Genomic DNA, 20,986 nt, shown 5'->3' with positions numbered 1-20,986 from the left:
ATCGGCCAGCCGTTGGACAAACGATTTATTGCGTAGGGTAACGTGCGAAAAATGCAGGTTAGTCGGTTTGGGCCCTCACAAGCCGCGTTGGCGCAGCCACTGCAGGAAGCCCTTCTTCACCGGCACCACCGGCGCCTCCTGGGTCAGGGCCTGCGCGGCGTGCACGCGGAAATCGAGCAACGCCTTCATCGCCTCGCTGATGTCGTGGCGCGCATCCAGGCACGGCTTCAAGTATTCCTTCTCGATGCGGTACAGGGTGCAAAAGGTCTTCGCCGAAAAATCCGCCAGCGCAGCCTGGTCCGACAAGATCCCCGCCTCGCCAATCACCTCCCCCGGCCCCATGCGCCCGGCCTCAAACTTATGGCCGCCCTTGATCAGCATCACCGAGACCACGCCGGACTCGACGATGAACAAGTGATCGCTGACCTCCCCGGCCGGCAGGATCATCTCGCCCGCGCGGTAGGTGTGCAGGGTCATGTTCTGGCTGAAGGTGTCTTTTTCTTCCTGGCGCAAGGTGGAGAAGATCGACGAACGTTCCAGCAGCGCTCGCGCGGCGGACATGGCCGGTGGGGCGCTGCTTTCGGTGGCCGACAACAGCCCCATCCCCGCCGCTTGCAAGTGTCGGAACGCCAGATCGTACAGCTGATTGCGCACTTCGCGCTTGAGGGTCATGGTCGGCACAAAACCACTGATTTCGTACTCGACGCCGCCACTGGCAGAGGTCTTGAACGCCACGCTGGGTGCCGGTTTGGCCAGCAACGGCCGGCAACCCTGCATCGCGCGCTCCAGCGCCTCGATCACGGTTTGCGGGCGCGCGTGGGGGCTGACTTGCAGGCTGACCGCCAGGCCGAACATATCGGCCGGGCGCGAGAAGTTGATGATTTTGGCCTTGGCCGCCAGGGAGTTGGGGATCACCGCCAGGCTGCCCTGGGAGGTTTGCAGGCGCGTGGCGCGCCAGTCGATGTCGGTGACCCGGCCTTCGGTGCCGTCGATGGAGATCCAGTCATCGATCTGATAGGGCTTTGTGGTGTTGAGGACGATCCCGGAAAACACGTCGCTGAGAGTGCTTTGCAAGGCCAGGCCGACGATGATCGCCACCGCACCGGAGGTGGCGAGCACGCCCTTGACCGGCAGGTCGAGCACGTAGGCCATGGCGGCGATGATCGCGATCAGGAAGATCACCGCGCCCACCAGGTCCTGCAACAGCCGCCCGGTGTGGCCGACCCGCTGCATCATCAGCGTGCCGAGCAACACCGTAAGGGTACGCGCCGCGAACAGCCACCAGCCGATCTGCAAGGCCGTGGCGGCCAGGTGCAAGGCGGTGTTGTCGGCATAGGGCGCCATTTGCATGGGGTTCATGCCGTCGTTGAACAGTACGGCGCTGTACACGGCGAAGATCGCCAGGCGTGCGGCGAGTTTCCAGCTGGCGAGGTTGACGGAGATGAGGCGCCACACGGCGATGTCGATAAAGATCAGCGCCAGGGCGCACAGCATCGGGTGTTCAGCGATAAATGAGGGCATCCAGGCGGCTCCAGGGGACATGCCGAGAAGATCGCATGAAATGAAAACGCTGGAAACAAAATGTGGGAGCTGGCTTGCCTGCGATGCAGACGCCTCGGTATATGAGTTACACCGCGCTGATGCTATCGCCGGCAAGCCGGCTCCTACAGGGTTTTGCGGTGAGCGGTCAGGCGTGCATCTGGCCGAATTTGCCCGAGTGGAAGTCCTCGAACGCCTGGTGGATCTCCTGCTCGGTGTTCATCACGAACGGGCCGTGGCCGACAATGGGCTCGTCGATCGGCTCGCCGCTGAGCAGCAGCACCTTGGCGTCATCGTTGGCTTCCAGGGTGAGCTGGCGGCCATCACGCTCGAACAGCGCCAATTGGCCTTGGCGTGCGACTTCTTCACCGTTGACCAGCACCGTGCCGCGCAGGATCACCAGCGCGGTGTTGCGGCCGGCGTGCAGGTCCAGAGTGACCGGTTTGCCGGCGTTGAGGCGCAAGTCCCACACGTCGATAGGCGTAAAGGTGCGCGCCGGGCCCTGGGCACCGGCAAATTCACCGGCAATCAGGCGCAGGTGCCCGGCGTCATCGGCCAGGGGCAACACGGGAATGTCGCCGTCGACAATCGTCTGGTAACCGGCGTCGGCCATTTTGTCCTTGGCGGGCAGGTTGACCCACAGTTGCACCATCTCCAGTGCGCCGCCGCGACGGGCGAAGTCCTCGGAATGGAACTCTTCGTGGAGGATGCCCTTGGCCGCCGTCATCCATTGCACGTCGCCAGGGCCGATTTTGCCGCCTGCGCCGGTGGAATCGCGGTGTTCGACCTCGCCGTCATACACGATGGTCACGGTCTCAAAACCGCGATGCGGGTGTTGGCCCACGCCGCGACGCTGTTCGGTGGGTGTGAAATCGGCCGGGCCGGCGTGATCCAGGAGCAGGAATGGGCTGATGTGCTTGCCCATCGAGTCGTAGGAAAACAGCGTGCGCACCGGGAAGCCGTCACCGACCCAATGGGCGCGAGGGCTGGTATAGATGCCGATCAATTTTTTCATGGTGTACCTCCAAAGTGAGTACACCTTAAGTCGGTTGGCCGGTGAGCACTAGCCCGCAAAAGCGGCCTTGATCGTTCTATGTATAGGACAATCCCTTGGCTTGGCGCTGACGCAGCAAGTGAAACGCGATAAAGGCCGTCACCGCAAAACAGGCCTGGATGATGATCATCGGCGCGGCACTGCCATCGCGCAGTTGGCTTAGCAATACGCCGCTGCAGGTAGCACCGAACATCTGTGCAAACCCCATCAAGCCTGCGGCCAGACCCGCGCGGTGCGCGTTGGGCATGACGGCACCGGTGACCGAGCCCGGTAACACCAGGCCACCGCCAAGGGTGACCAGCGCGATCGGCACATCCAGGCCCAGTACCGACAAGCCGAACAGCTTATAAATGGCCACGGCGGACACGCCGCCGACAGCCACCATCGTCACACCGATCGCCACAATCCGCTGCGGGCCCAGGCGCATGATGTTGCGCCGGGTATAGGTGGAGCCAACGATGAGCATCGACACGATCAGGCCGAAATTGATGCCGTACTCCAGACTGCTGAAGCCCAGCAGATTGATGAACACGGCTGAAGAACCGGCAATCACCGCAAACATGGCGCCATAGGTGCACGCCAGGGCCACGGCGAATGCGCGGTATTGGCGGCCCTTGAGCAGGTCCAGGTATTGCCCGCCCAGCGTGCGCCAGTGGCCGGCTTTGGGATCGAGGAAGTGGTTGCTCTCGCGAAAGAACAGCAGGGCCAGCAGTAACACCACGCTGCCAATCACCAGTGCGAGGATGATCGGCGCGTGCCAACCGAACAGCTTGATCAACAGGCCACCGACCATCGGCGCGACCACAATGGCATAGAGCATGCCGATCATGGTCAGGGCCAGTACAGGCCCCGCCTCGGCTTTCCACACATCCCGCACCACGGTGCGCGCCAGTACCAATGCGGCGCAGGCGCCCAAGCCCTGCAGCACACGGGCGGCGATGAACTGACCAATATCGTTGACCAACAGCATCGACAGCGTCGCCAACACATACAGCACCAGGCCACCGATCAATACCGGGCGGCGGCCGATACGGTCCGACAGCGGCCCGAACAGTAATTGGCCAAGGCCGAATGCCGCGACGAAGGCCGACAACGCCAACAGCGCCGAACCCGCTGGCGCCGCCAGTGCGTGCTCGATGGCGCCAAGGCCGGGAATGATCAATTGGGTGGAAACCTCACCCAAGGCGGTAAGGGCAACCAGTAGAAACAACAAGCGGCGTGACGGTGCCGGGGCGTTTGCCATGGGGAATATCCGGGGGCTGGATTAATTTATATTTCGACCATAATATGCGTAAAAAATTATGTCCATAATTTTTTGCCCAATGGTTACCCCCGGAGCCCGTCATGAACCTTCTCCCCCTGCGTCTTCTCACGCCCCTGGCCCTGTTGATCACCCTCAGCGGCTGCAACAGCAAGGCCGACACCGCCGCCGAAGTGCCCCTGCCCCGCCCGGTATTGGCGGCCAATGTCGAAGCCGCCGGCACCCAGCAAAGCGCCTACACCGGCGTGGTGGCGGCGCGCACGGAAAGCGATTTGGGCTTCCGGGTCAGCGGCAAGGTCATCGAACGCAAGGTAGACCCGGGCCAGCACGTGTCCCGTGGCGACACCCTGCTGGTGCTCGATATCGGCGACTTCGAACTGGCCCTGCGTTCGGCCAAGAACCGCGTCAGCGCCGCCCAGGCGCAGTTGCGCCAACGCCGCGACGATGAAAACCGCTACCAGCGCCTGGCCAGCACCGGCGCCGTGTCGCGGCAGATCTTCGACCAGTCGGCGACCAACCTGCGGGTGGCCGAAGCCGAACTGGCCGCCGCGCAATCCGACGCCAGCCAAATCGAAAACCGCCGCACCTATTCCGTCCTCAAGGCCGACGGCGACGGCATCATCACCGACGTGCGGGTCGACCGTGGCCAAGTGGTCGCCGAGGGGCAGATCGTCGCGCGCCTGGCCCATGACGGCGCCCGTGAAGCCATCGTCAACCTGCCGGAAAACAGCCGCGACCAGGCTTCGCAGAAAGCCCTGGCCTTCCCCTTCGGCGCCCCGGACCAGGCCGTGACCGCCACCTTGCGCGAGCTGTCTGCGAGTGCCGACCCCACCACCCGCACCTACCGCGCCCGTTACGTACTGCACGGCGCCGTCGACCGCTTCGCCCTCGGTTCCACCATCACCGTACGCCTGCAAGGCAACGGTCAGGCCCAGCAAACCCGCGTGCCCATCGGCGCATTGCAGGATGCGGGACAAGGCACCGGCGTGTGGCTGATCGGCGTGGACGACAAGGTCACGTTTGCCCCGGTGAAAGTCGCCAGCCTCGGCCAGGAAGACGCCCTGCTCGACAGCGGCGTGGCCCCCGGCCAGACCATCGTCGCCCTCGGCGCGCACCTGCTGCACAACGGCGACAGCGTGCGCCTGCTGCCGGCCCAGCAATTGGCCCTCAACCGTAAACAGGACCACTGAGCATGCGCGGCATCAACCTCTCGGAACTGGCGGTCAAGCACCGCGCGGTCACGCTGTTCCTGATCATCGCGATCCTCGCGGCCGGGATCTTCTCGTTCGGCAAACTGGGGCGCGCCGAAGACCCCTCGTTTACCGTCAAGGTGATGACCATCACCGCCGCCTGGCCCGGGGCAACCGCCCAGGAGATGCAGGAGCAAGTGGCCGATCGCCTGGAAAAACGCCTGCAGGAACTGGACTACTACGACCGCGTCGAGACCATCGCCCAACCGGGCTTTGTCTCGATGCGCATGACCTACAAGGAGTCCACGCGGCCCAGCGAAATCCAAGACCTGTTCTATCAGACCCGCAAGAAGCTCAGCGATGAAGCCTCGAAACTGCCCAAGGGCGTGATCGGGCCGTTCTTCAACGATGAATATTCCGATGTGTACTTTGCCCTGTACGCCCTGGAAGCCGAGCACCTGCCCCATCGGCAACAGGTGCAGATGGCCGAGGACCTGCGCCAGGGGTTCCTCAACCTGCCGGGGGTGAAGAAGGTCAATATCCTCGGCGAGCAGGCGCAGCGCATCTTTGTCGAGTTCTCTTATGAGCGTTTGGCAACCCTGGGCATCAAGCCCGACCAGATCTTCGCCGCCCTCGCCGCCCAGAATGCCGTGGCCCCTTCAGGCTTCGTGGAAACCGCCGGCGCCCGCGCCTACATCCGCATCGACGGCGCCTTTGACAGCCTGGCGCTGATTGAAAACGTGCCGCTGGAAGTCAACGGCCGGCTGCTACGCATCGCCGATGTGGCCAGCGTGAGCCGAGGTTATGAGGATCCACCCAGCTATCGGATTCGCCATCAGGGCGACCCGGCGCTGATGCTCGGGGTGATCATGGAGAAGCACTGGAACGGCCTCGAACTGGACAAGAGCCTCAAGGCCCAGGAAGCCAAAATCCAGGCCGACCTGCCCCTGGGCGTGAACTTCGCCAAGGTGTCCGACCAGGCGAAGAACATCAGCCTGGCGGTGAATGAATTCATGCTCAAGTTCTTCGTCGCCCTGGCCGTGGTAATGGTTATCAGCCTGCTGGCTTTGGGGTTTCGTGTGGGCTTGGTGGTGGCCGCAGCGGTGCCGCTGACCTTGTCGGTGGTGTTCGTGATCATGCTGCTCACCGGGCGCGAGTTCGACCGTATTACCCTGGGCGCGCTGATCATTTCCCTGGGTTTGCTGGTGGACGACGCGATCATCGCCATCGAAATGATGGTGGTGAAACTCGAAGAAGGCTTCGACCGGATTCATGCCGCGACCTTTGCCTGGAGTTCCACCGCGGCGCCGATGCTCACCGGCACGCTGGTCACGATCATCGGTTTCCTGCCCGTGGGCTTTGCCCGCTCGGGCGCCGGGGAATATGCCGGCAATATCTTCTGGATCGTCGGCTTTGCGTTGATTTCGTCCTGGCTGGTGGCGGTGGTGTTCACGCCCTACCTCGGCGTGAAATTGCTGCCACAGATCAAACCCGTGCCCGGTGGCCACGACGCGATCTATGCCGGTCGCTACTACCAGAAGCTGCGCCGCCTGGTGGAGGCCTGCGTGCGCGGCCGTTGGCTGGTCACTGGATTGGTGGTGGCCGCGTTTGTGCTGTGCGGGCTGGGCATGGGCGTGGTGAAGAAGCAGTTTTTCCCCAACTCCGACCGCTCCGAGCTGATCCTGGAGGTGTACATGCCGCCTGGCAGTGCGTTCAAAAGCACCGAGGCGGTGGCGGCGCAACTGGAAAAAGCCCTGCTGGAAGAACCGCAAACCAGCTTGGTGGACACTTATGTGGGCGGCGGCGCGCCACGCTTTTTCCTGTCGCTGAACCCCGAGTTGCCCGACCCGGCCTTTGCCAAGCTGATTGTGCAGACCCCGGACTCCCATGCCCGCGACGCCTTGAAGCTGCGCATGCGTGAACGCATCGCGGCGGGTGAATTTCCATCGGCACGGGTGCGCGTGACCCAACTGCTGTTCGGCCCGCCAGTGCCGTTCCCGGTGGTGTTCCGCGTCTCCGGGCCGAACGTGGATGTACTGCGCGGCCTGTCTGAAGAGGTGCGCAAAGTCGTTGCGGCCAACAAGCTGACCAAGGACGTCTTCCTCGATTGGGGCGAGCGCACCAGCGGTTATCGCCTGGTGCTGGATCAGGACCGCCTGCGCCTGTTGGGTTTCACGCCCAACGAGGTCAAGTCGCAGCTCAATGCATTGCTCAGTGGCAACCCGATCACCGAAGTGCGCGAGGGTAACCGCACCGTCTCGGTGGTGGCCCGTGCTCAGGGCAGCCAGCGGGAGAACCTGGGCAACCTCAACAACATGACCCTCACCAACAGCGCCGGCACCTCGGTACCGCTGGCCCAGGTCGGGCACTTCCAGGCGGTGATGGAGGAGCCCATCCTCAAGCGTCGCAACCGAGCGACCACGGTGGAAGTACGCGCCGACATCATCGATGGCGTGCAACCGCCCGACGTGGAAATGGCCGCCTACAAAGACCTGCAACCGCTGATCGCCAAGCTGCCGGCTGGTTACCAGATCGACATCGGCGGCCCCGTGGAAGAAAGCGCCAAGGCCAACGTCGCCCTGGCGGCGCTGTTCCCGATCATGATCCTGCTGACCCTCACGGTGATCATGTTCCAGGTGCGCTCGTTCGGCGTGATGTTCATGGTCTTCGCCACCGCCCCGCTGGGGCTGATCGGTGCGGTGCCGACCTTGTTGCTGTTCAACCAGCCGTTCGGCTTCAACGCCATCCTGGGGTTGATCGGCATTGGCGGTATTTTGATGCGCAACACGCTGATCTTCACCGACCAGATCCGCCAGAACGAGGAACACGGCATGGCCATTCGCGAGGCGATCATCGAAGCCACGGTGCGCCGTGCAAGGCCAGTGATATTGACCGCGCTGGCGGCGGCGCTGGCGTTCATTCCGCTGACGCTGTCGGTGTTCTGGTCGTCGCTGGCGTATGTGCTGATCGGCGGGGTGCTGGTGGGCACGGTGTTGACGCTGTTGTTCCTGCCGGCGCTGTGCAGTTTGGTGCTGGGCCGAAAGCGTACGAATGCTGTTGAAACCTCGCACGTGACCGCCGGATAAGCTCTACAGAAAACGCCTGAAAACCACTGCAAAGTCCTTCGCCTGATCACACAGTGCGAAGGATTGCAGATGGATTTTCTTGTTGTTGGAGCTGTTTCTTGAACCCGGCCATTGGCAGGCTCGCCCTGACCCCAATGGACGTGAAGACGGTCGATGTCGAAGCCGTCTTTCGCGATTTCCGGGAATGCCTGAACACGTTTGATGACTGGGCGGAAAGCTTTTGGAGCTTTTCAGCGCTGGAAGTCGAACAGGTCTTCAAGGTCGGCGATGAAGTAGCGCTGGTCGCGCCGATCTCCTCTAAAGCACCAAGTCCCACCGTCGGCATGTGCGACGCACAGGGTTCGCTGACGCTGGTGCACCTGTTTGAAAGCACCCAGTTCGTGCCAATCGGCAACACACCCGTGATGCTCCAAGCCATCGCCCCGGATGGCAGCCCAATCGGCCCTCCCCTTCATCGCACCATCGGCCCCAGCGGCATTCTTGAAGTCAAGGATTGCACCCGCGATCAACGTTACCAGGTCACCTTTTATCCCAACGTTTCCAAGGACCACGTCAAGGCGCTGTATGCGTCTTACCAGACTGTGATCGAAGGGTTGGAAACGCGTTTGCGTGAAGCCTGGAAAAGCACCTTCGAAACCCAGTGGAAAGACTATACCGACGCCACCCCGCTTGACCGACGCCGGATGCTGGAGACAGCGTTTCTGAGTGGCATGGGCAAGGCGTTGTACAGCCTTTGGGACAACCTCACCCAGCTGTTCGACTTGCTGGCCGATATAAAGCCCAACAGTGAAAAGCTGCTGCACTACCTGTCGCAAGCCGAACTAGATGAACTGCTGAAGCTGGGCAGCGAATCCATTGCCAAGGGTTTGCTGGTGCTCAATGACGAGCCGCTGTTGTTCATTTATGTGTCGGCGATATCCAGCTGGATTCGGATGTTGCCACCGCAGGAAATGAACGAGGTGATGGGCGAAATCACCGGCGAGATCCTGATCAGCCTGTTGCTGATTCGGGCAATGGCAGGCATGGGTGTAACGGTGCGCCTCGGGGTTCAGGTGCTGGGGCATATCAAGTCCGGCCGAGTGCGTAAATGGCTGGAGATGTTGGCGGAGCAGCTTGTAGGGCCCCGTTTGGACGCACATGTCGAGGTGGTTAGACCCTTATTGCTTGGGGGGCCTGCAACGCCGATCAAGATGATCCCGGCTGTGCCGTTGAAGGCTGGGAATCACCTGGTTTCAAACCCGGTGCCGGTAGTTCGGGAAAAGGCTGCACAGCGTACGGTGCTGGTCAGGCAGGAACAGGTCGATGACGTGCCGGTGTCCGGGAAAAACCAGAACGGTGATGCGGCGACCTGTTCAGCGACTACGTGCACTAACGGTTGTCCGGTGTCGATGGTCACCGGTGAGGAATTGCTCACCCTAACCGATGGCACGCTCGATGGGATATTGCCGTTCGAGTGGACGCGGCTTTATCGCACCAGCGCCGTGGAAGTGGATTGCGGGTTGGGGTTTGGTTGGAGTCATGCGCTGGCGCACCGGCTGGAGGTTTCCGGTGATTCGGTGGTGTGGACCGATCATGAGAACCGCTCGACTGAGTTTCCGCTGCCCTCCTCCGCCCGCCCTGCGATCACCAACAGCTTGGCCGAAGCAGCGATTTATCTGGGGGTGTTGCCGGATGAATTAGTGCTGGCGCAAGGCTCGCGCTTCTACCATTTCGTTAATGGTTTTCTGACAGCGATCAGCGATGCGTATGACAACTGGCTGCGTATCTCCCGGGATTTCAGGGGGCGCATTGAGCGGTTGGATAACGGCGTCGGGCGGTCGTTGTTCTTGCGCTATTCGTCGGGCCGCATTGTTGGTGTGGACTATCAGATTCATCGGGCCGAAGGGCCGGGTGAGTTTGTCTGGGTTACCGAGTACACCGTTGTTTCCTACGCCTATGACGACCTTGGCCGGCTTATCAGTGCGACCAACGCCGCAGGTGAAAGCGAGGTTTATCGCTACGACGATCAGCACGTCATTCTTGAACGCCAGTTGGCCGGTGGGGCGAGTTTCTTCTGGGAGTGGGAACGATCTGGCAAGGCGGCGCGCTGTGTCCGGCACTGGGCGAGCTTTTCGCAGATGGACACGCGCTATGCCTGGGATGACAACGGGCAAGTCACGGTGTTTAACGCCGATGGCAGCCAGGAAGTGTATGTGCATGACGGGCGTGCGCGGCTGGTGCAGCGTGTTGATCCGGACGGCGCTGAACACTTCAAATCCTACGACGAAAAAGGCCGGCTGACGGTTGAGCAGGACCCACTGGGCGCGATCACGGCCTATCAGTACGACGACGCTGGGCGTTTGGTGGCGTTGTTTCCGGGGGACGATGAGCCGACGTCCTACGAGCATGACAACGGATTCGTTCGGGTTGTAAGGCGCGGTCAGGCAGTCTGGAAATATGAACGTAATGACAGGGGCGATATCACCCGCAGGATTGATCCCAACGGCCACAGTACGGACTACAGCTACAACAAATATGGGCAGCTGACGGGGGTTTGGTTTCCGGATAACAGTTGTCAGCGGCTGGTGTGGAATGAGCGTGGGCAGTTGCTTGAGGAGCAGTTGCCGAATGGCGGGATTAAGCGGTATCGCTATGACGATCTCGGGCGTCAGGTGGCGCGGGAGGACGAACATGGCGCGCTGACCCAGTATCAGTGGGACAGCGTGGGGCGACTGGTTCGGGTGGTGTTGCCGGGGGGCGCTTGTAGGGAATACAGCTACAACCCTTATGGAAAAATCACGTCTGAGCGGGATGAGTTAGGCCGCGTTACTCGTTACGAGTATGCCGATGGGCTGCATCTGATCAGCCGTCGTATCAATTCCGACGGCACCCAGGTCAAGTATCGCTACGACAATGCGCGGTTGTTGCTGACTGAAATCGAAAACGAGGTTGGCGAGACCTACAAACTCGATTACTACCTAAACGGCCTGATCCAGCAGGAGATAGGGTTTGACGGTCAGCGCACGGCCTACGTCTACGACCTCAATGGCAACCTGCAGGAAAAGACCGAACACGGTGACGACGGCAGTCAGCTGGTTACTAAATACCAGCGCGATCCTGCTGGCCGCCTCGTAAGAAAAACCCTCCCCGACGGCAAAACCGTCGACTACACCTACGACCGCCAAGGCAACCTCCTCGGCGTCGAAGACGGTCACTGGGCGCTGGCCTACGAGTACGACAGCCAAAACCGCCTCACCGCCGAACACCAAGGCTGGGGCACTTTGCGCTATGGCTACGACGCCTGTGGCCAGTTGCAAAACCTGCGCCTGCCCGACAACAACCGTCTTGTTTTTAATCATGCCAAGGGCGGTCACCTCGCCACGGTCGAACTCAATGGTGAAGTCCTCACCTCCCACCTGTTCAAAGCCGGCCAGGAACACCAACGCCAACAAGGCCAACTGCTCAGCCACTACCACTACGACGACCAACAACGCCTGCACGCCCACACCGTCACCCAGCAGGAACACCACCTCTACGCACGCCACTACACCTACGACAAATCCGGCAACCTCACCCGCCTGCTCGATACCCGCAAAGGCCAGCACGACTACACCTACGACCCGCTGAACCGCCTCACCCGCGCCGACCATTCCCAAGACCTGCAAGAACGCTTCGCCCACGACCCGGCCGGCAACCTGCTCATGCAAAACCGCCCCGGCCCGGACATCGTGGCTGGTAATCGGCTGATGATTCAGGGGGATCGGCATTACGACTATGACGCGTTCGGCAACCTGATCCGTGAGCGGCGTGGGCGTGGGCACGCACTGGTCACCGAGTACCGTTATGACTGTCAGCATCGGCTGATCGGTATCACCCAACCCAATGGGCAGACCGCCAGTTACCGATACGATCCGTTTGGGCGGCGGATCAGCAAAACCGTTGATGACATAACCACGGAGTTTTTCTGGCAAGGCGACAAGCTGATTGCCGAGCATCACAAGGATCGGCACCGCAGCTACCTCTACGAACCCGGTAGCTTCAGGCCGCTGGCTTTGCTGGAAGGCTTCGGCCCCAAACAAACCAAGCCCTTCCACTACCAACTCGATCACCTCGGCACACCGCAGGAACTGACCGCCCCCAACGGCGAAATCGTCTGGTCCGCCCACTACCGCGCCTACGGAGAAATCAGCCGCCTTGACGTCGGAAAAATCGATAACCCACTGCGCTTCCAGGGCCAGTACTTCGATCAGGAAAGCGGGCTGCACTACAACCGGCATCGCTACTACAATCCGGATATTGGTCGTTACCTGACGCCGGACCCGGTGAAGCTGGCGGGTGGGATCAATGCGTACCGGTACGTGCCCAATCCTACGGGGTGGGTGGATCCGCTAGGTTTAAGCACATGTCCTGGAGGAGATGGCTGTAAGCCGAAGCATCGTTTCGAAGACCCGTCGAAAAGCACTAAAATAAATGAAGGAGACGTAGAGCCACCCAAAGGCTCTGATTCCAAGTTATCAAGAAAAGAAGCTTTTAGAAGAGAAAAAGAAATTGGAGGCATACCGCATAGCACTCAGCCGATAAAGGCTTATCGGACGTCCATTTATGATCAAGATCATTATATTTTGGGCCGAGTGTATGTGTTCAGCTTGAAAAAAAATCACCTCACTACAATTTATGAACATTCACTGGGACATAAGCAAGGAAATCACGGCCCCCACTTCAACACAAAAAACACAGTGAACCAAATAAAAACCCCCTTGAAAATCGGCGATGACTCCCACACTTATTTCGAGAGATAAAAATGAGAACAGTATATATAAATGAATTTGGAATAAGGCCATGGGAAAGCCCACATCCAATGTCCGACGCAAAATTCACTACTACAACCCTAGTAGATCACGACTTTACCAGCGTCTGGGGGGCGTGGTGCACTTTGATGGGTACGCTATCAAAAGACTGGCCCATTAAAAGACAGTGGTACTCATCAACAAACTCCGAATTCAACTCATTAACAGAAGAGTACATATTTAAAAAAGACATAGCCAAAACACTAAAAAACGGAGACCTATGTAAAAAAAATGAAAACAATAATATTTATTCCACAATCAAGGTCATGCCAAGCAATCCATCGGAAATAGAGAATTTAGCATTGGAAGGTTCACATGACACTATTCTAGTTATTCAAAAAACAGAGACCTCAATAGAAGAACTCTGGTCAAACATGGCCGTACTTGAAAGCCGCATTACGCCCCAAAATATCAGTATATTCTTAGAATCTCAAGCCAGCATATTATTATGCAGGTTTTACGATACAGAAACGCACGCCGCAGCTCAGCTTATCTACCAGACCACGTCTGAAAACAAAATAATCCTAGAGCAAGCAAAAAACTACTTTAATGAAATAAACACTTCAGATATCCATCACTACATAAATAACACGCAAAAATCATAATCACGCCAATCTAAGGCCAAAGTCCATCCTGCATGCAAATAGAATACTGAATAGGCTCATCAAAATTAAATGGATGAGCCCCAATTCAAATCATTACTTACTCAACTCCATAATCATCCGGCTCAGCAGGTAGATACGTGGCGCTACGCTTTCCACTTCCGCGTATTCCTCAGGCGTATGGATGTTGCCGCCCACAATCCCGAACCGGTCCAACGTCGGCGTCCCGACCCCGGCCGACAGGCTCGCGTCCGCCGCACCGTCGCTGCCTTAAACCGTGAGTTTCTTGCCCAACTCGCCATAGATCCCCTGGGCAATCGCAACGAGCTTGTCCGACTCCGGCGTCTGTGGCATCGGCGGCAGGCCGCGCTGCAACGAGGTCTTCACTTCGGTTTCCGGGATCAACTTGTTGGCCGATACCCGCACCAGGTCTTTCTCGATACGGTCAAATTCTTCCGGCAACGCCGCACGCACGTCAGTCTTGGCAGTGGTTTGATCAGGGATCACGTTAACCCGGTCACCCGCCTTGAGCACGGTGAAGTTGATGGTGGTTTTCGTCTCTTCATCCCCCAGCTTGCCCAACTGCAGGATCGATAGATGAAAAACAAACCGAATCTCGAAATACTCCAAGGCCTTTTGTTCACATATTGCACGGAAAACACCAAAAATTTAGAACGAGAAGAGATCATAGCTTCAAAAAACGTCAACAGTGAAACTGAGCTTGCAGAGCTTTTTAATATATTGACAAAGCCTGAATTCCTCTCATACAGAGAGGATGAACAGATATGGTTTATAGATACCATTGAACTATACCTTTCAAAAGGCGATGACTTTGAGACTGTCTTTTATCTGTTCGACACATACTTTGAAGATGAAATAACGGACAAAAGACAATTCATGAAAGTACTGCTTGAAAGCCTCAAGCGCTACAGCAGCAAGGCAATAAAAATCAATCAAGGGCAATCAAATAAAAAATTAAAACTTTCAAGTCTTACATAAGCGTCCTGACTCGATCACTTGCTACCCTCTCATATGAGTATCCAATGCTGAAATGCCCCTTCATGAAAGCTCCATATACTCCCAGCATTTCGCACATACTAGGGGCACTATCGATATACGACCTTGAGGAAACAGTTGGAAAAAACTATGGAAATACGACCCTAACACCCAAAAAGACAGAGACAAAATTATCATTTATTTTGTTTTAAAAGACCTTATGTACCTGTCATACAGACATCGCTTCGTGTTGATGTCTGCTCTGAAAAACGCACTCGACAATCTGAACTTTGACTTTTCGAAAGAATTTAAAAACGATCACGACGAATATAAAATTATGGCTTGGAATGAAACAGAAATCATCGACCCGCGAGGCTTCTTCAGCGACATTTATCGACTCGCCAATGAGGTCTGGAAAGATGACCTCCAAAAAGCCAGTCTCGAAGACTCATCAACGTGGTAACACCTACACCGGCAAACGTAATTCACACCCCTGTAGTGAGCGAGCTTGCTCGCGCCGGGCTGCGAAGCGGCCCCAACCCAGACGCCGCATTTCTTCAGGCAGATTCGCCTGGATAGATTAGGGCTGCTTCGCAGCCCAGCGCAGGGCAAGCCTGCTCACTACAAGGACTAGCGTTTGCTCAGCTCCATGATCATCCGGCTCAGCAGGTAGATACGTGGCGCTACGCTTTCCACTTCTGCGTATTCCTCCGGCGTATGGATGTTGCCGCCCACAATCCCGAACCCGTCCAACGTCGGCGTCCCGACCCCGGCCGACAGGCTCGCGTCCGCCGCACCGCCGCTGCCTTCAACCGTGAGTTTCTTGCCCAACTCGCCATAGATCCCCTGGGCGATCGCAACGAGCTTGTCCGACTCCGGCGTCTGTGGCATCGGCGGCAGGCCGCGCTGCAACGAGGTCTTCACTTCGGTCTCGGGGATCAACTTGTTGGCCGATACCCGCGCCAAGTCTTTCTCGATACGGTCAAATTCTTCCGGCAGCGCCGCGCGCACGTCGGCCTTGGCGATGGCCTGGTCTGGGATCACGTTGACGCGGTCGCCCGCCTTGAGCACGGTAAAGTTGATGGTGGTTTTCTTCTCTTCATCCCCCAGCTTGCCCAGCTGCAAGATCTGGTGGGCAGCTTCCATCGCGGCGTTACGGCCCAGCTCTGGCGCGACGCCGGCGTGAGCGGCCTTGCCTTTGACTTCGACCACCGCCGTCGCACTGCCTTTGCGCCACACCACCAAACCATCGGCGGGGCGGCCGGGTTCGAGGTTGAGGGTCACGTCGTGGCCCTTGGCGGTTTTGCGGATGAGGTCGGAGGCGGTGTCAGAGCCGGTTTCTTCGCTGGCGTCGAGCAGGAAGGTGATTTGGGCGTAGTCCTTGAAGCCCTGGTCCTTGAGCACTTTGAGCGCGTAGATGCCGGCGACGATGCCGCCCTTGTCATCCATCACGCCGGGGCCGTAGGCGCGACCGTCCTTGATGTGGAAGGAGCGCTCGGCGGCCGAGCCTTCCTTGAACACAGTGTCCATGTGGGCCATGAGCAGGATCTTGGCTTTGCCGGTGCCTTTGAGGGTGGCGATCACATGGCTGTTGTTGGCGGCTTTGTCCGGCACCAGCTCAATGGAGAACCCCAGTTGTTTCAACTCGTCGACGGCAATATCACGCACTTGGGTCAGACCTGGCTCGTAGCCAGAACCGGAATCGATATTCACCAAACGCTCCAGCAGTTTCAGGGCGTCGGGCTTGTATTGCTCGGCCTGTGCCTGGATCTGTTTGTGGGGTTCGGCGCTGTAGGCTGGCACGGCAAAGGACAACGCCAGGGTGGCGGCCAGCAGGGTACGGGAGAAGGTGAAAAGCATGAACCGATCCTTGTTTTTGTGATGAGGTGCCGCAACACCCTACCCCACTAAACCGAGCGTAACCAACTCCCCTGTACCGAACTGACCCGGTTGCGCCCGCTGCTCTTGGCTTCGTACAACGCCTGGTCGGCATCGTTGAGCCAACTGGTGGAGTCGGCGTGAGTCGCTTGGTAGGGCGCCAGGCCGATGCTCAAACTCACGCGCAACGTCGGGTCTTGGGCGTAGGCCAACGCGTTGAAGCGATCACGCAGGGCGTCCATCACTTCGGTGGCGCGGTTGAGCGGCATATCCGGCAGGATCACACAAAATTCGTCACCGCCGTACCGCCCGGCCAGGTCGGTGGCGCGCAAGTTCTGGCGCAGTACCTTACTGAGCTGGCGCAGCACGATGTCGCCGGTCACGTGGCCGTAGGTGTCATTGATGACCTTGAAGTGGTCGATGTCGATCAAGGCAATCGCAGCGCCCGCCGGGCCGCGACGGCAGCGTTGGAATTCGATTTCCAGGTGGTCTTTCCACGCGCCATGGTTGAGCAGGCCCGACAGGCTGTCGGTGCGGCTCAGGGCCAGCAGTTCGCGTTTGTGCCGCGCCAGGGTCACGGCCTGGCGGTAGCAGATCCAGCCCAGCGCCAGGGGATACAGCATCAGGATCGGCAAGCAGGCATACAGCTGCGCGGAGGTGGTGACGGCAATGAATGCCGGGGTGAAGAGCAGCAGCGACGTGCCCACCCCCAACGCCTGCGCCACCCAACCGGCGAGCATGAAGCGCGGGCCGCCGATGGCGACGTTGTTCATGGTCATCATCGACAGGGTCGTCACGCTTGGCAGCGGGTTGAAGTGCATCGCCCCCACCCAGAACCCGCCGCAAAACGAATCGAACAATAAATTGCGTCGCTCGCTGCGCAACGCATGGGCAGCCCGCAGCGACATGCGGAACGCCAAGTGTGGCCAGACAAAGGCGTTGATCACCATCCACACCCAGACCCAGGCCGGCGGATGCAACGGGTACATGCCAAACGCCACGCACACAAAACCGAGCGTCAGCCCCAGTGTGCGCGACTTGTACAACCGTGAAGCGAGCGGAAGTCCATTTCCTCCGGCAGCCGTCATGGTGAGGGTGTGATCCTTGATGAATGCCTGGAGTCTATCAGCGGAGCGTCAAATCGCCACTACCGCTCATAAGCCCGATCAATGGGTGAAACCACGGGCCAGCATCAGCGCCACCCCCACCAGCAGCACGGCCGTCGCCCATTGCAGCATTTTCTGCCGTTGAGGGTTTTCCAGCACGTGCTGGATGCGCTGGCCGAAATAGCAATACAGGCAGCCACTGATGAACTGCAGCACCAGGAACGTCAGCCCGAGGATCGCAATGTCGAGCATGGAGCTGTGCCCGCCACTCCCCGCGAACTGAGGGAACACTGCGCTGAACATGATGAGGGTCTTGGGGTTGGAAAAACCGGTCAGCAGCCCTTTGCCGAACCGGCTGCGCGCGGCCTCCACATGGCCAATCCGGTCGATCGCGATGCCGCCGCTGGTCCACTGTTTGTACGCCAGGTGCAGGATGTACGCCACGCCCACCACCTGGATGACCTGGGTAATCACCGGGTAACCCCGGATCAGCTCGGAAAAGCCCACGGCAAAGATCAGGATCGAGATGAGGTACGACACACTTGCCCCGATCTGCGCCGGGATCGAACTGCGCAAGCCGTCGCGCAGGCCCAGGCTCAACAACATCAGGGTCATGGGACCGGGGCTGAAGGTCATGGTCGCGCAGAACAGTAGGAAGTAGAGAAACGAGGACAGGGTTAACGCGCTTGTCATGACCATGGACCTGAGGGAGAGAGCGCGCAGTCTAGGCAATCGGCATTGCACAAGGCAGGTAAAGTCAGGCCTAATCCAGCCGAACTTTACCGGTAAAATCACCGGCAAACACAAGGAAGGTTTATGTTGGTATCCGCCATCACCTTTGCGCCGGGCACACCGAAAGTGCAGCAGATCGTCGAGGCGTTCAGCCAGGCCATCGAAAGCGGCGAATGGGCCCCGGGCAGCAAGTTGCCGTCGGTGCGTGAACTGACTCAGGTTCTGGGCGTGAGCAAGTTCACCCTCAACGAGGCGCTGGACCGGTTGCGCGGGCGCACCCTGCTCACGTCCAGCCAGGGCCGTGGCTACTTTGTGGCGATGGACACCGTGCGCCCGAGCAGCGCGAACTGGGTCGACCTGCTGCCCCAGGATTTGCTCAGCGTGTTGCGTCGCCCCCTGGCCACCGTCGGCGCCGAACGGCGACCCGGGGGCGGCCACCTGCCGGAAGACTGGCTCGACAGCGAGGCCATCCGCCAGGCCATGCGCAGCGTGGTGCGCGCGCCGTCGTTGCGCGTTGCCGGGCTGGGCACGCCGGCCGGGCTGCTGCCGTTGCGCCAGGCCTTGCAACAGAAGCTGCACGCTGAAGGCTTGTCGGTGCCGGTGGAACAGATCATCACCACCCCCAACACCGTGCAGGGGCTGGACATGCTGATGCGCCTGCTCGCCCGCCCCAGCGACACGGTGCTGCTGGACGCGCCGTGCTATTTCAACTTCCACGCCAACCTGGCCCTGCATGGGGTCAAGGTGGTGACCATCGAGCGTCGCCCCGACGGCTTCGACTTCGCTGCCCTCGAACAACTATTGGCCGAACATCGCCCCAGGCTGTACCTGACCACCGGCGTGCTGCACAACCCCACCGGCCACTCCTTCAGCCCCAGCCAGGCGTTTCGCCTGCTGCAGCTGACCCGGCAGTATCAGTGCCATATCGTCGAGGATGACCTCTACGGCGACCTGCACCCCAACCCTCCCCCGCGTCTGGCCGCCCTCGCCGGTCTGGACCAGGTCACCTACCTGTCAGGTTTCTCCAAGGTCCTCAGCGCCAACGCGCGGGTGAGCTACGTGGTGGCCGCACCGCAACTGGCGGCCAACCTGACCAACATGAAGCTGATGAGCGGCGGCATTACGTCGGAGCTGTTCGAGCAGATCGTGTACCGCATGCTCAGCGAAGGCAGCTACGCCAAGCACCGCAAGCGCATGGTCCAGCGGTTACTGGAGGCCGGTGGACGCGTCGAGCAATGGCTCAAGCGCTGTGGGTGCGAGCTGCCGATGGCGTATGAAGGCGGGATGTTCATCTGGGCGCGCCTGCCCCAAGGGGTGAACGGCGAGCAATTGGCCCAGGACGCCTTGAAGCAAGGCCTGGTGCTGGCGCCGGGGGTGTTGTTCGGTTACGACCCGGCCCATCGCGATTCGATGCGCTTCAACGTGGCCCACAGCGATGAGCCGTCGATGCAAAAGGTGTTTGAAGCCCTGTTGCTCAAGGCTTCGCGCGCCCTTTGAGCATGCCGTGGTTGACCAGCAAGGTGCGCATGGCATTGCGGGTAATCCCCAGCAAGTCTGCCGTGCGCAGTTGGTTGAAGCCACAGAACCCAAACGCCTCGCGCACGATCAGGTCTTCGATGTCGTGCAGCAGCGTGTCCCCTGGTACTTCGAACAAGCGCAGCAGTTGCTCGCGAATCACCTCCTGGGGAATGCGCGGCGCGCCGTTGTTGACGCTGGCGTGCATCGCGCTGAGCCCGGCGGAAAACTTGAGATGATTGGGCATGATCGGCTTGTCGCCGGCCACCAACAGCGCCAGGTGCACCACGTTTTCCAGCTCACGAATATTGCCCGGCCACGGGTAATCCAGCAGGGCCTGGGTGGCGGATTCGGACAACATCGGTTCGGCAATCTTCAGCTTGGCGCTGTACAGCCGACGGAAGTGTTCCACCAGCGGCAGGATATCCAGCGGCCGCTCACGCAAGGGCAACACCTGCACCTGGGCCACATTGATGCGGTAGAACAGGTCCAGGCGGAAATTACCCGCTTCCACGGCCTGTTCCAGGTCGATGTTGGTGGCGGTCACCAGGCGGATATCGATCTTGATCGGCTTGCGCGAGCCCACCCGCACCACTTCCTGCTCCTGCAGCACCCGCAGCAACTTCACCTGCAAGGGCAACGGCAGGTCGCCGATCTCATCGAGGAACAGCGTGCCGCCATCCGCCTCTTCGAACCAGCCACCGCGCCGGCCGACCGCACCGGAAAACGCCCCGGCCTCATGCCCGAAGAATTCGCTCTCGGCGAGGGTTTCGCTGATGGCGCCGCAGTTCACCGGCACAAACGCCCCGGTGCGCCCGCTGGCGCTGTGGATGTAGCGCGCCACCAGCTCCTTGCCGGTGCCGGTCTCGCCATTGATCAATACCGGCGCTTCGCTCGGGCCGACGCGCTTGAGGTAGTCGAGCAATTGCAACGAGCGTGGGTCGGAAAAGACCAGGGCCTTGGCGCGGATCGACAACGGGTCTTTTTCGCCCTGGGGCAAAGTCAGGATCGGCGTGGGCTGCCCGTGGGGACGGTTCATGAACAATTTCCCGGCGGCGAGGATGGAGAATGAAGCGCAACTGTACTCATCCCCAGATATAACCAGAAATACTTAAAATTCATTAGCACATAACCGACACGGTTGCCGCCGCTCTTTGTAGGAGCCGGCTTGCCGGCGATCAGCCTTGAGGGCAAGGGTGTT

General features: G+C 59.6%; 14 protein-coding genes and 1 pseudogene. 7 read left to right on the top strand and 8 right to left on the bottom strand.

Annotated elements, in window-relative coordinates:
• Positions 1–75: 75 nt before the first annotated feature.
• The 3 genes from ACVWVP_RS26860 to ACVWVP_RS26850 all read right to left on the bottom strand — a co-directional run bounded on the left by ACVWVP_RS26860 (position 76) and on the right by ACVWVP_RS26850 (position 3,836).
• On the bottom strand, positions 76–1,521 hold the full coding sequence (locus tag ACVWVP_RS26860; RefSeq protein ID WP_457408990.1) for a mechanosensitive ion channel domain-containing protein: 1,446 nt from the start codon (positions 1,519–1,521) through the stop codon (positions 76–78).
• A 166-nt stretch (positions 1,522–1,687) separates the two neighbouring features.
• Positions 1,688–2,554: a pirin family protein gene (locus tag ACVWVP_RS26855; RefSeq protein WP_457408987.1), complete on the bottom strand. Its 867-nt coding sequence runs from the start codon at positions 2,552–2,554 to the stop codon at positions 1,688–1,690.
• A gap of 76 nt (positions 2,555–2,630) precedes the next feature.
• Complete coding sequence (locus ACVWVP_RS26850) at positions 2,631–3,836, bottom strand: multidrug effflux MFS transporter (RefSeq protein ID WP_457408985.1); 1,206 nt, start codon at positions 3,834–3,836, stop codon at positions 2,631–2,633.
• Between the two features lie 101 nt (positions 3,837–3,937).
• On the opposite strand from ACVWVP_RS26850, the gene ACVWVP_RS26845 reads away from it, so the two are divergent.
• From ACVWVP_RS26845 to ACVWVP_RS26830, 4 genes are all read left to right on the top strand, one after another.
• Positions 3,938–5,044 carry an efflux RND transporter periplasmic adaptor subunit gene (locus ACVWVP_RS26845; protein ID WP_259171235.1) on the top strand — a complete coding sequence of 369 codons (1,107 nt, stop codon included), beginning with the start codon at positions 3,938–3,940 and terminating at the stop codon, positions 5,042–5,044.
• Positions 5,045–5,046: 2 nt separating this feature from the next.
• On the top strand, positions 5,047–8,130 hold the full coding sequence (locus ACVWVP_RS26840) for an efflux RND transporter permease subunit (RefSeq protein WP_457408983.1): 3,084 nt from the start codon (positions 5,047–5,049) through the stop codon (positions 8,128–8,130).
• 134 nt (positions 8,131–8,264) lie between these two features.
• Positions 8,265–12,908, top strand: a complete 4,644-nt coding sequence (locus tag ACVWVP_RS26835; protein WP_457409078.1) for an RHS repeat-associated core domain-containing protein — start codon at positions 8,265–8,267, stop codon at positions 12,906–12,908.
• A gap of 2 nt (positions 12,909–12,910) precedes the next feature.
• The gene (locus ACVWVP_RS26830; RefSeq protein WP_457408980.1) at positions 12,911–13,561 is read left to right on the top strand and encodes a hypothetical protein; all 651 of its coding nucleotides are present in this window, start codon (positions 12,911–12,913) and stop codon (positions 13,559–13,561) included.
• Positions 13,562–13,654: 93 nt separating this feature from the next.
• Here the strand turns inward: ACVWVP_RS26830 and ACVWVP_RS26825 are convergent.
• A pseudogene (locus ACVWVP_RS26825) lies at positions 13,655–14,149 on the bottom strand (M20/M25/M40 family metallo-hydrolase); the annotation flags it as partial.
• Positions 14,150–14,155: 6 nt separating this feature from the next.
• On the opposite strand from ACVWVP_RS26825, the gene ACVWVP_RS26820 reads away from it, so the two are divergent.
• Complete coding sequence (locus ACVWVP_RS26820; RefSeq protein WP_457408978.1) at positions 14,156–14,557, top strand: hypothetical protein; 402 nt, start codon at positions 14,156–14,158, stop codon at positions 14,555–14,557.
• Between the two features lie 250 nt (positions 14,558–14,807).
• Entirely contained in the window at positions 14,808–15,017 is a 210-nt protein-coding gene (locus ACVWVP_RS26815) for a hypothetical protein (RefSeq protein ID WP_457408976.1), read from the top strand.
• Positions 15,018–15,184: 167 nt separating this feature from the next.
• Here the strand turns inward: ACVWVP_RS26815 and ACVWVP_RS26810 are convergent, their stop codons facing one another.
• The 3 genes from ACVWVP_RS26810 to ACVWVP_RS26800 form a co-directional block, all read right to left on the bottom strand.
• Positions 15,185–16,414: a M20/M25/M40 family metallo-hydrolase gene (locus tag ACVWVP_RS26810; RefSeq protein WP_457408974.1), complete on the bottom strand. Its 1,230-nt coding sequence runs from the start codon at positions 16,412–16,414 to the stop codon at positions 15,185–15,187.
• A 47-nt stretch (positions 16,415–16,461) separates the two neighbouring features.
• Positions 16,462–17,520: a diguanylate cyclase gene (locus tag ACVWVP_RS26805; protein ID WP_457408971.1), complete on the bottom strand. Its 1,059-nt coding sequence runs from the start codon at positions 17,518–17,520 to the stop codon at positions 16,462–16,464.
• Between the two features lie 78 nt (positions 17,521–17,598).
• Positions 17,599–18,231 carry a LysE family translocator gene (locus ACVWVP_RS26800; protein WP_457408969.1) on the bottom strand — a complete coding sequence of 211 codons (633 nt, stop codon included), beginning with the start codon at positions 18,229–18,231 and terminating at the stop codon, positions 17,599–17,601.
• 123 nt (positions 18,232–18,354) lie between these two features.
• Between ACVWVP_RS26800 and ACVWVP_RS26795 the strand changes: the two genes are divergently transcribed.
• The gene (locus tag ACVWVP_RS26795) at positions 18,355–19,767 is read left to right on the top strand and encodes an aminotransferase-like domain-containing protein (RefSeq protein ID WP_457408967.1); all 1,413 of its coding nucleotides are present in this window, start codon (positions 18,355–18,357) and stop codon (positions 19,765–19,767) included.
• On the opposite strand, the gene ACVWVP_RS26790 is transcribed toward ACVWVP_RS26795, so the two are convergent.
• Positions 19,745–20,824, bottom strand: a complete 1,080-nt coding sequence (locus ACVWVP_RS26790; RefSeq protein ID WP_178923515.1) for a sigma-54 interaction domain-containing protein — start codon at positions 20,822–20,824, stop codon at positions 19,745–19,747. The genes ACVWVP_RS26795 and ACVWVP_RS26790 overlap by 23 nt on opposite strands.
• Between the last annotated feature and the right edge of the window lie 162 nt (positions 20,825–20,986).

The sequence above is a fragment of the Pseudomonas sp. TE24901 genome (assembly GCF_054058375.1).
The sequence above is the reverse complement of the archived record's forward strand: the minus strand, read 5'-3'. Positions and strand labels throughout refer to the sequence as shown.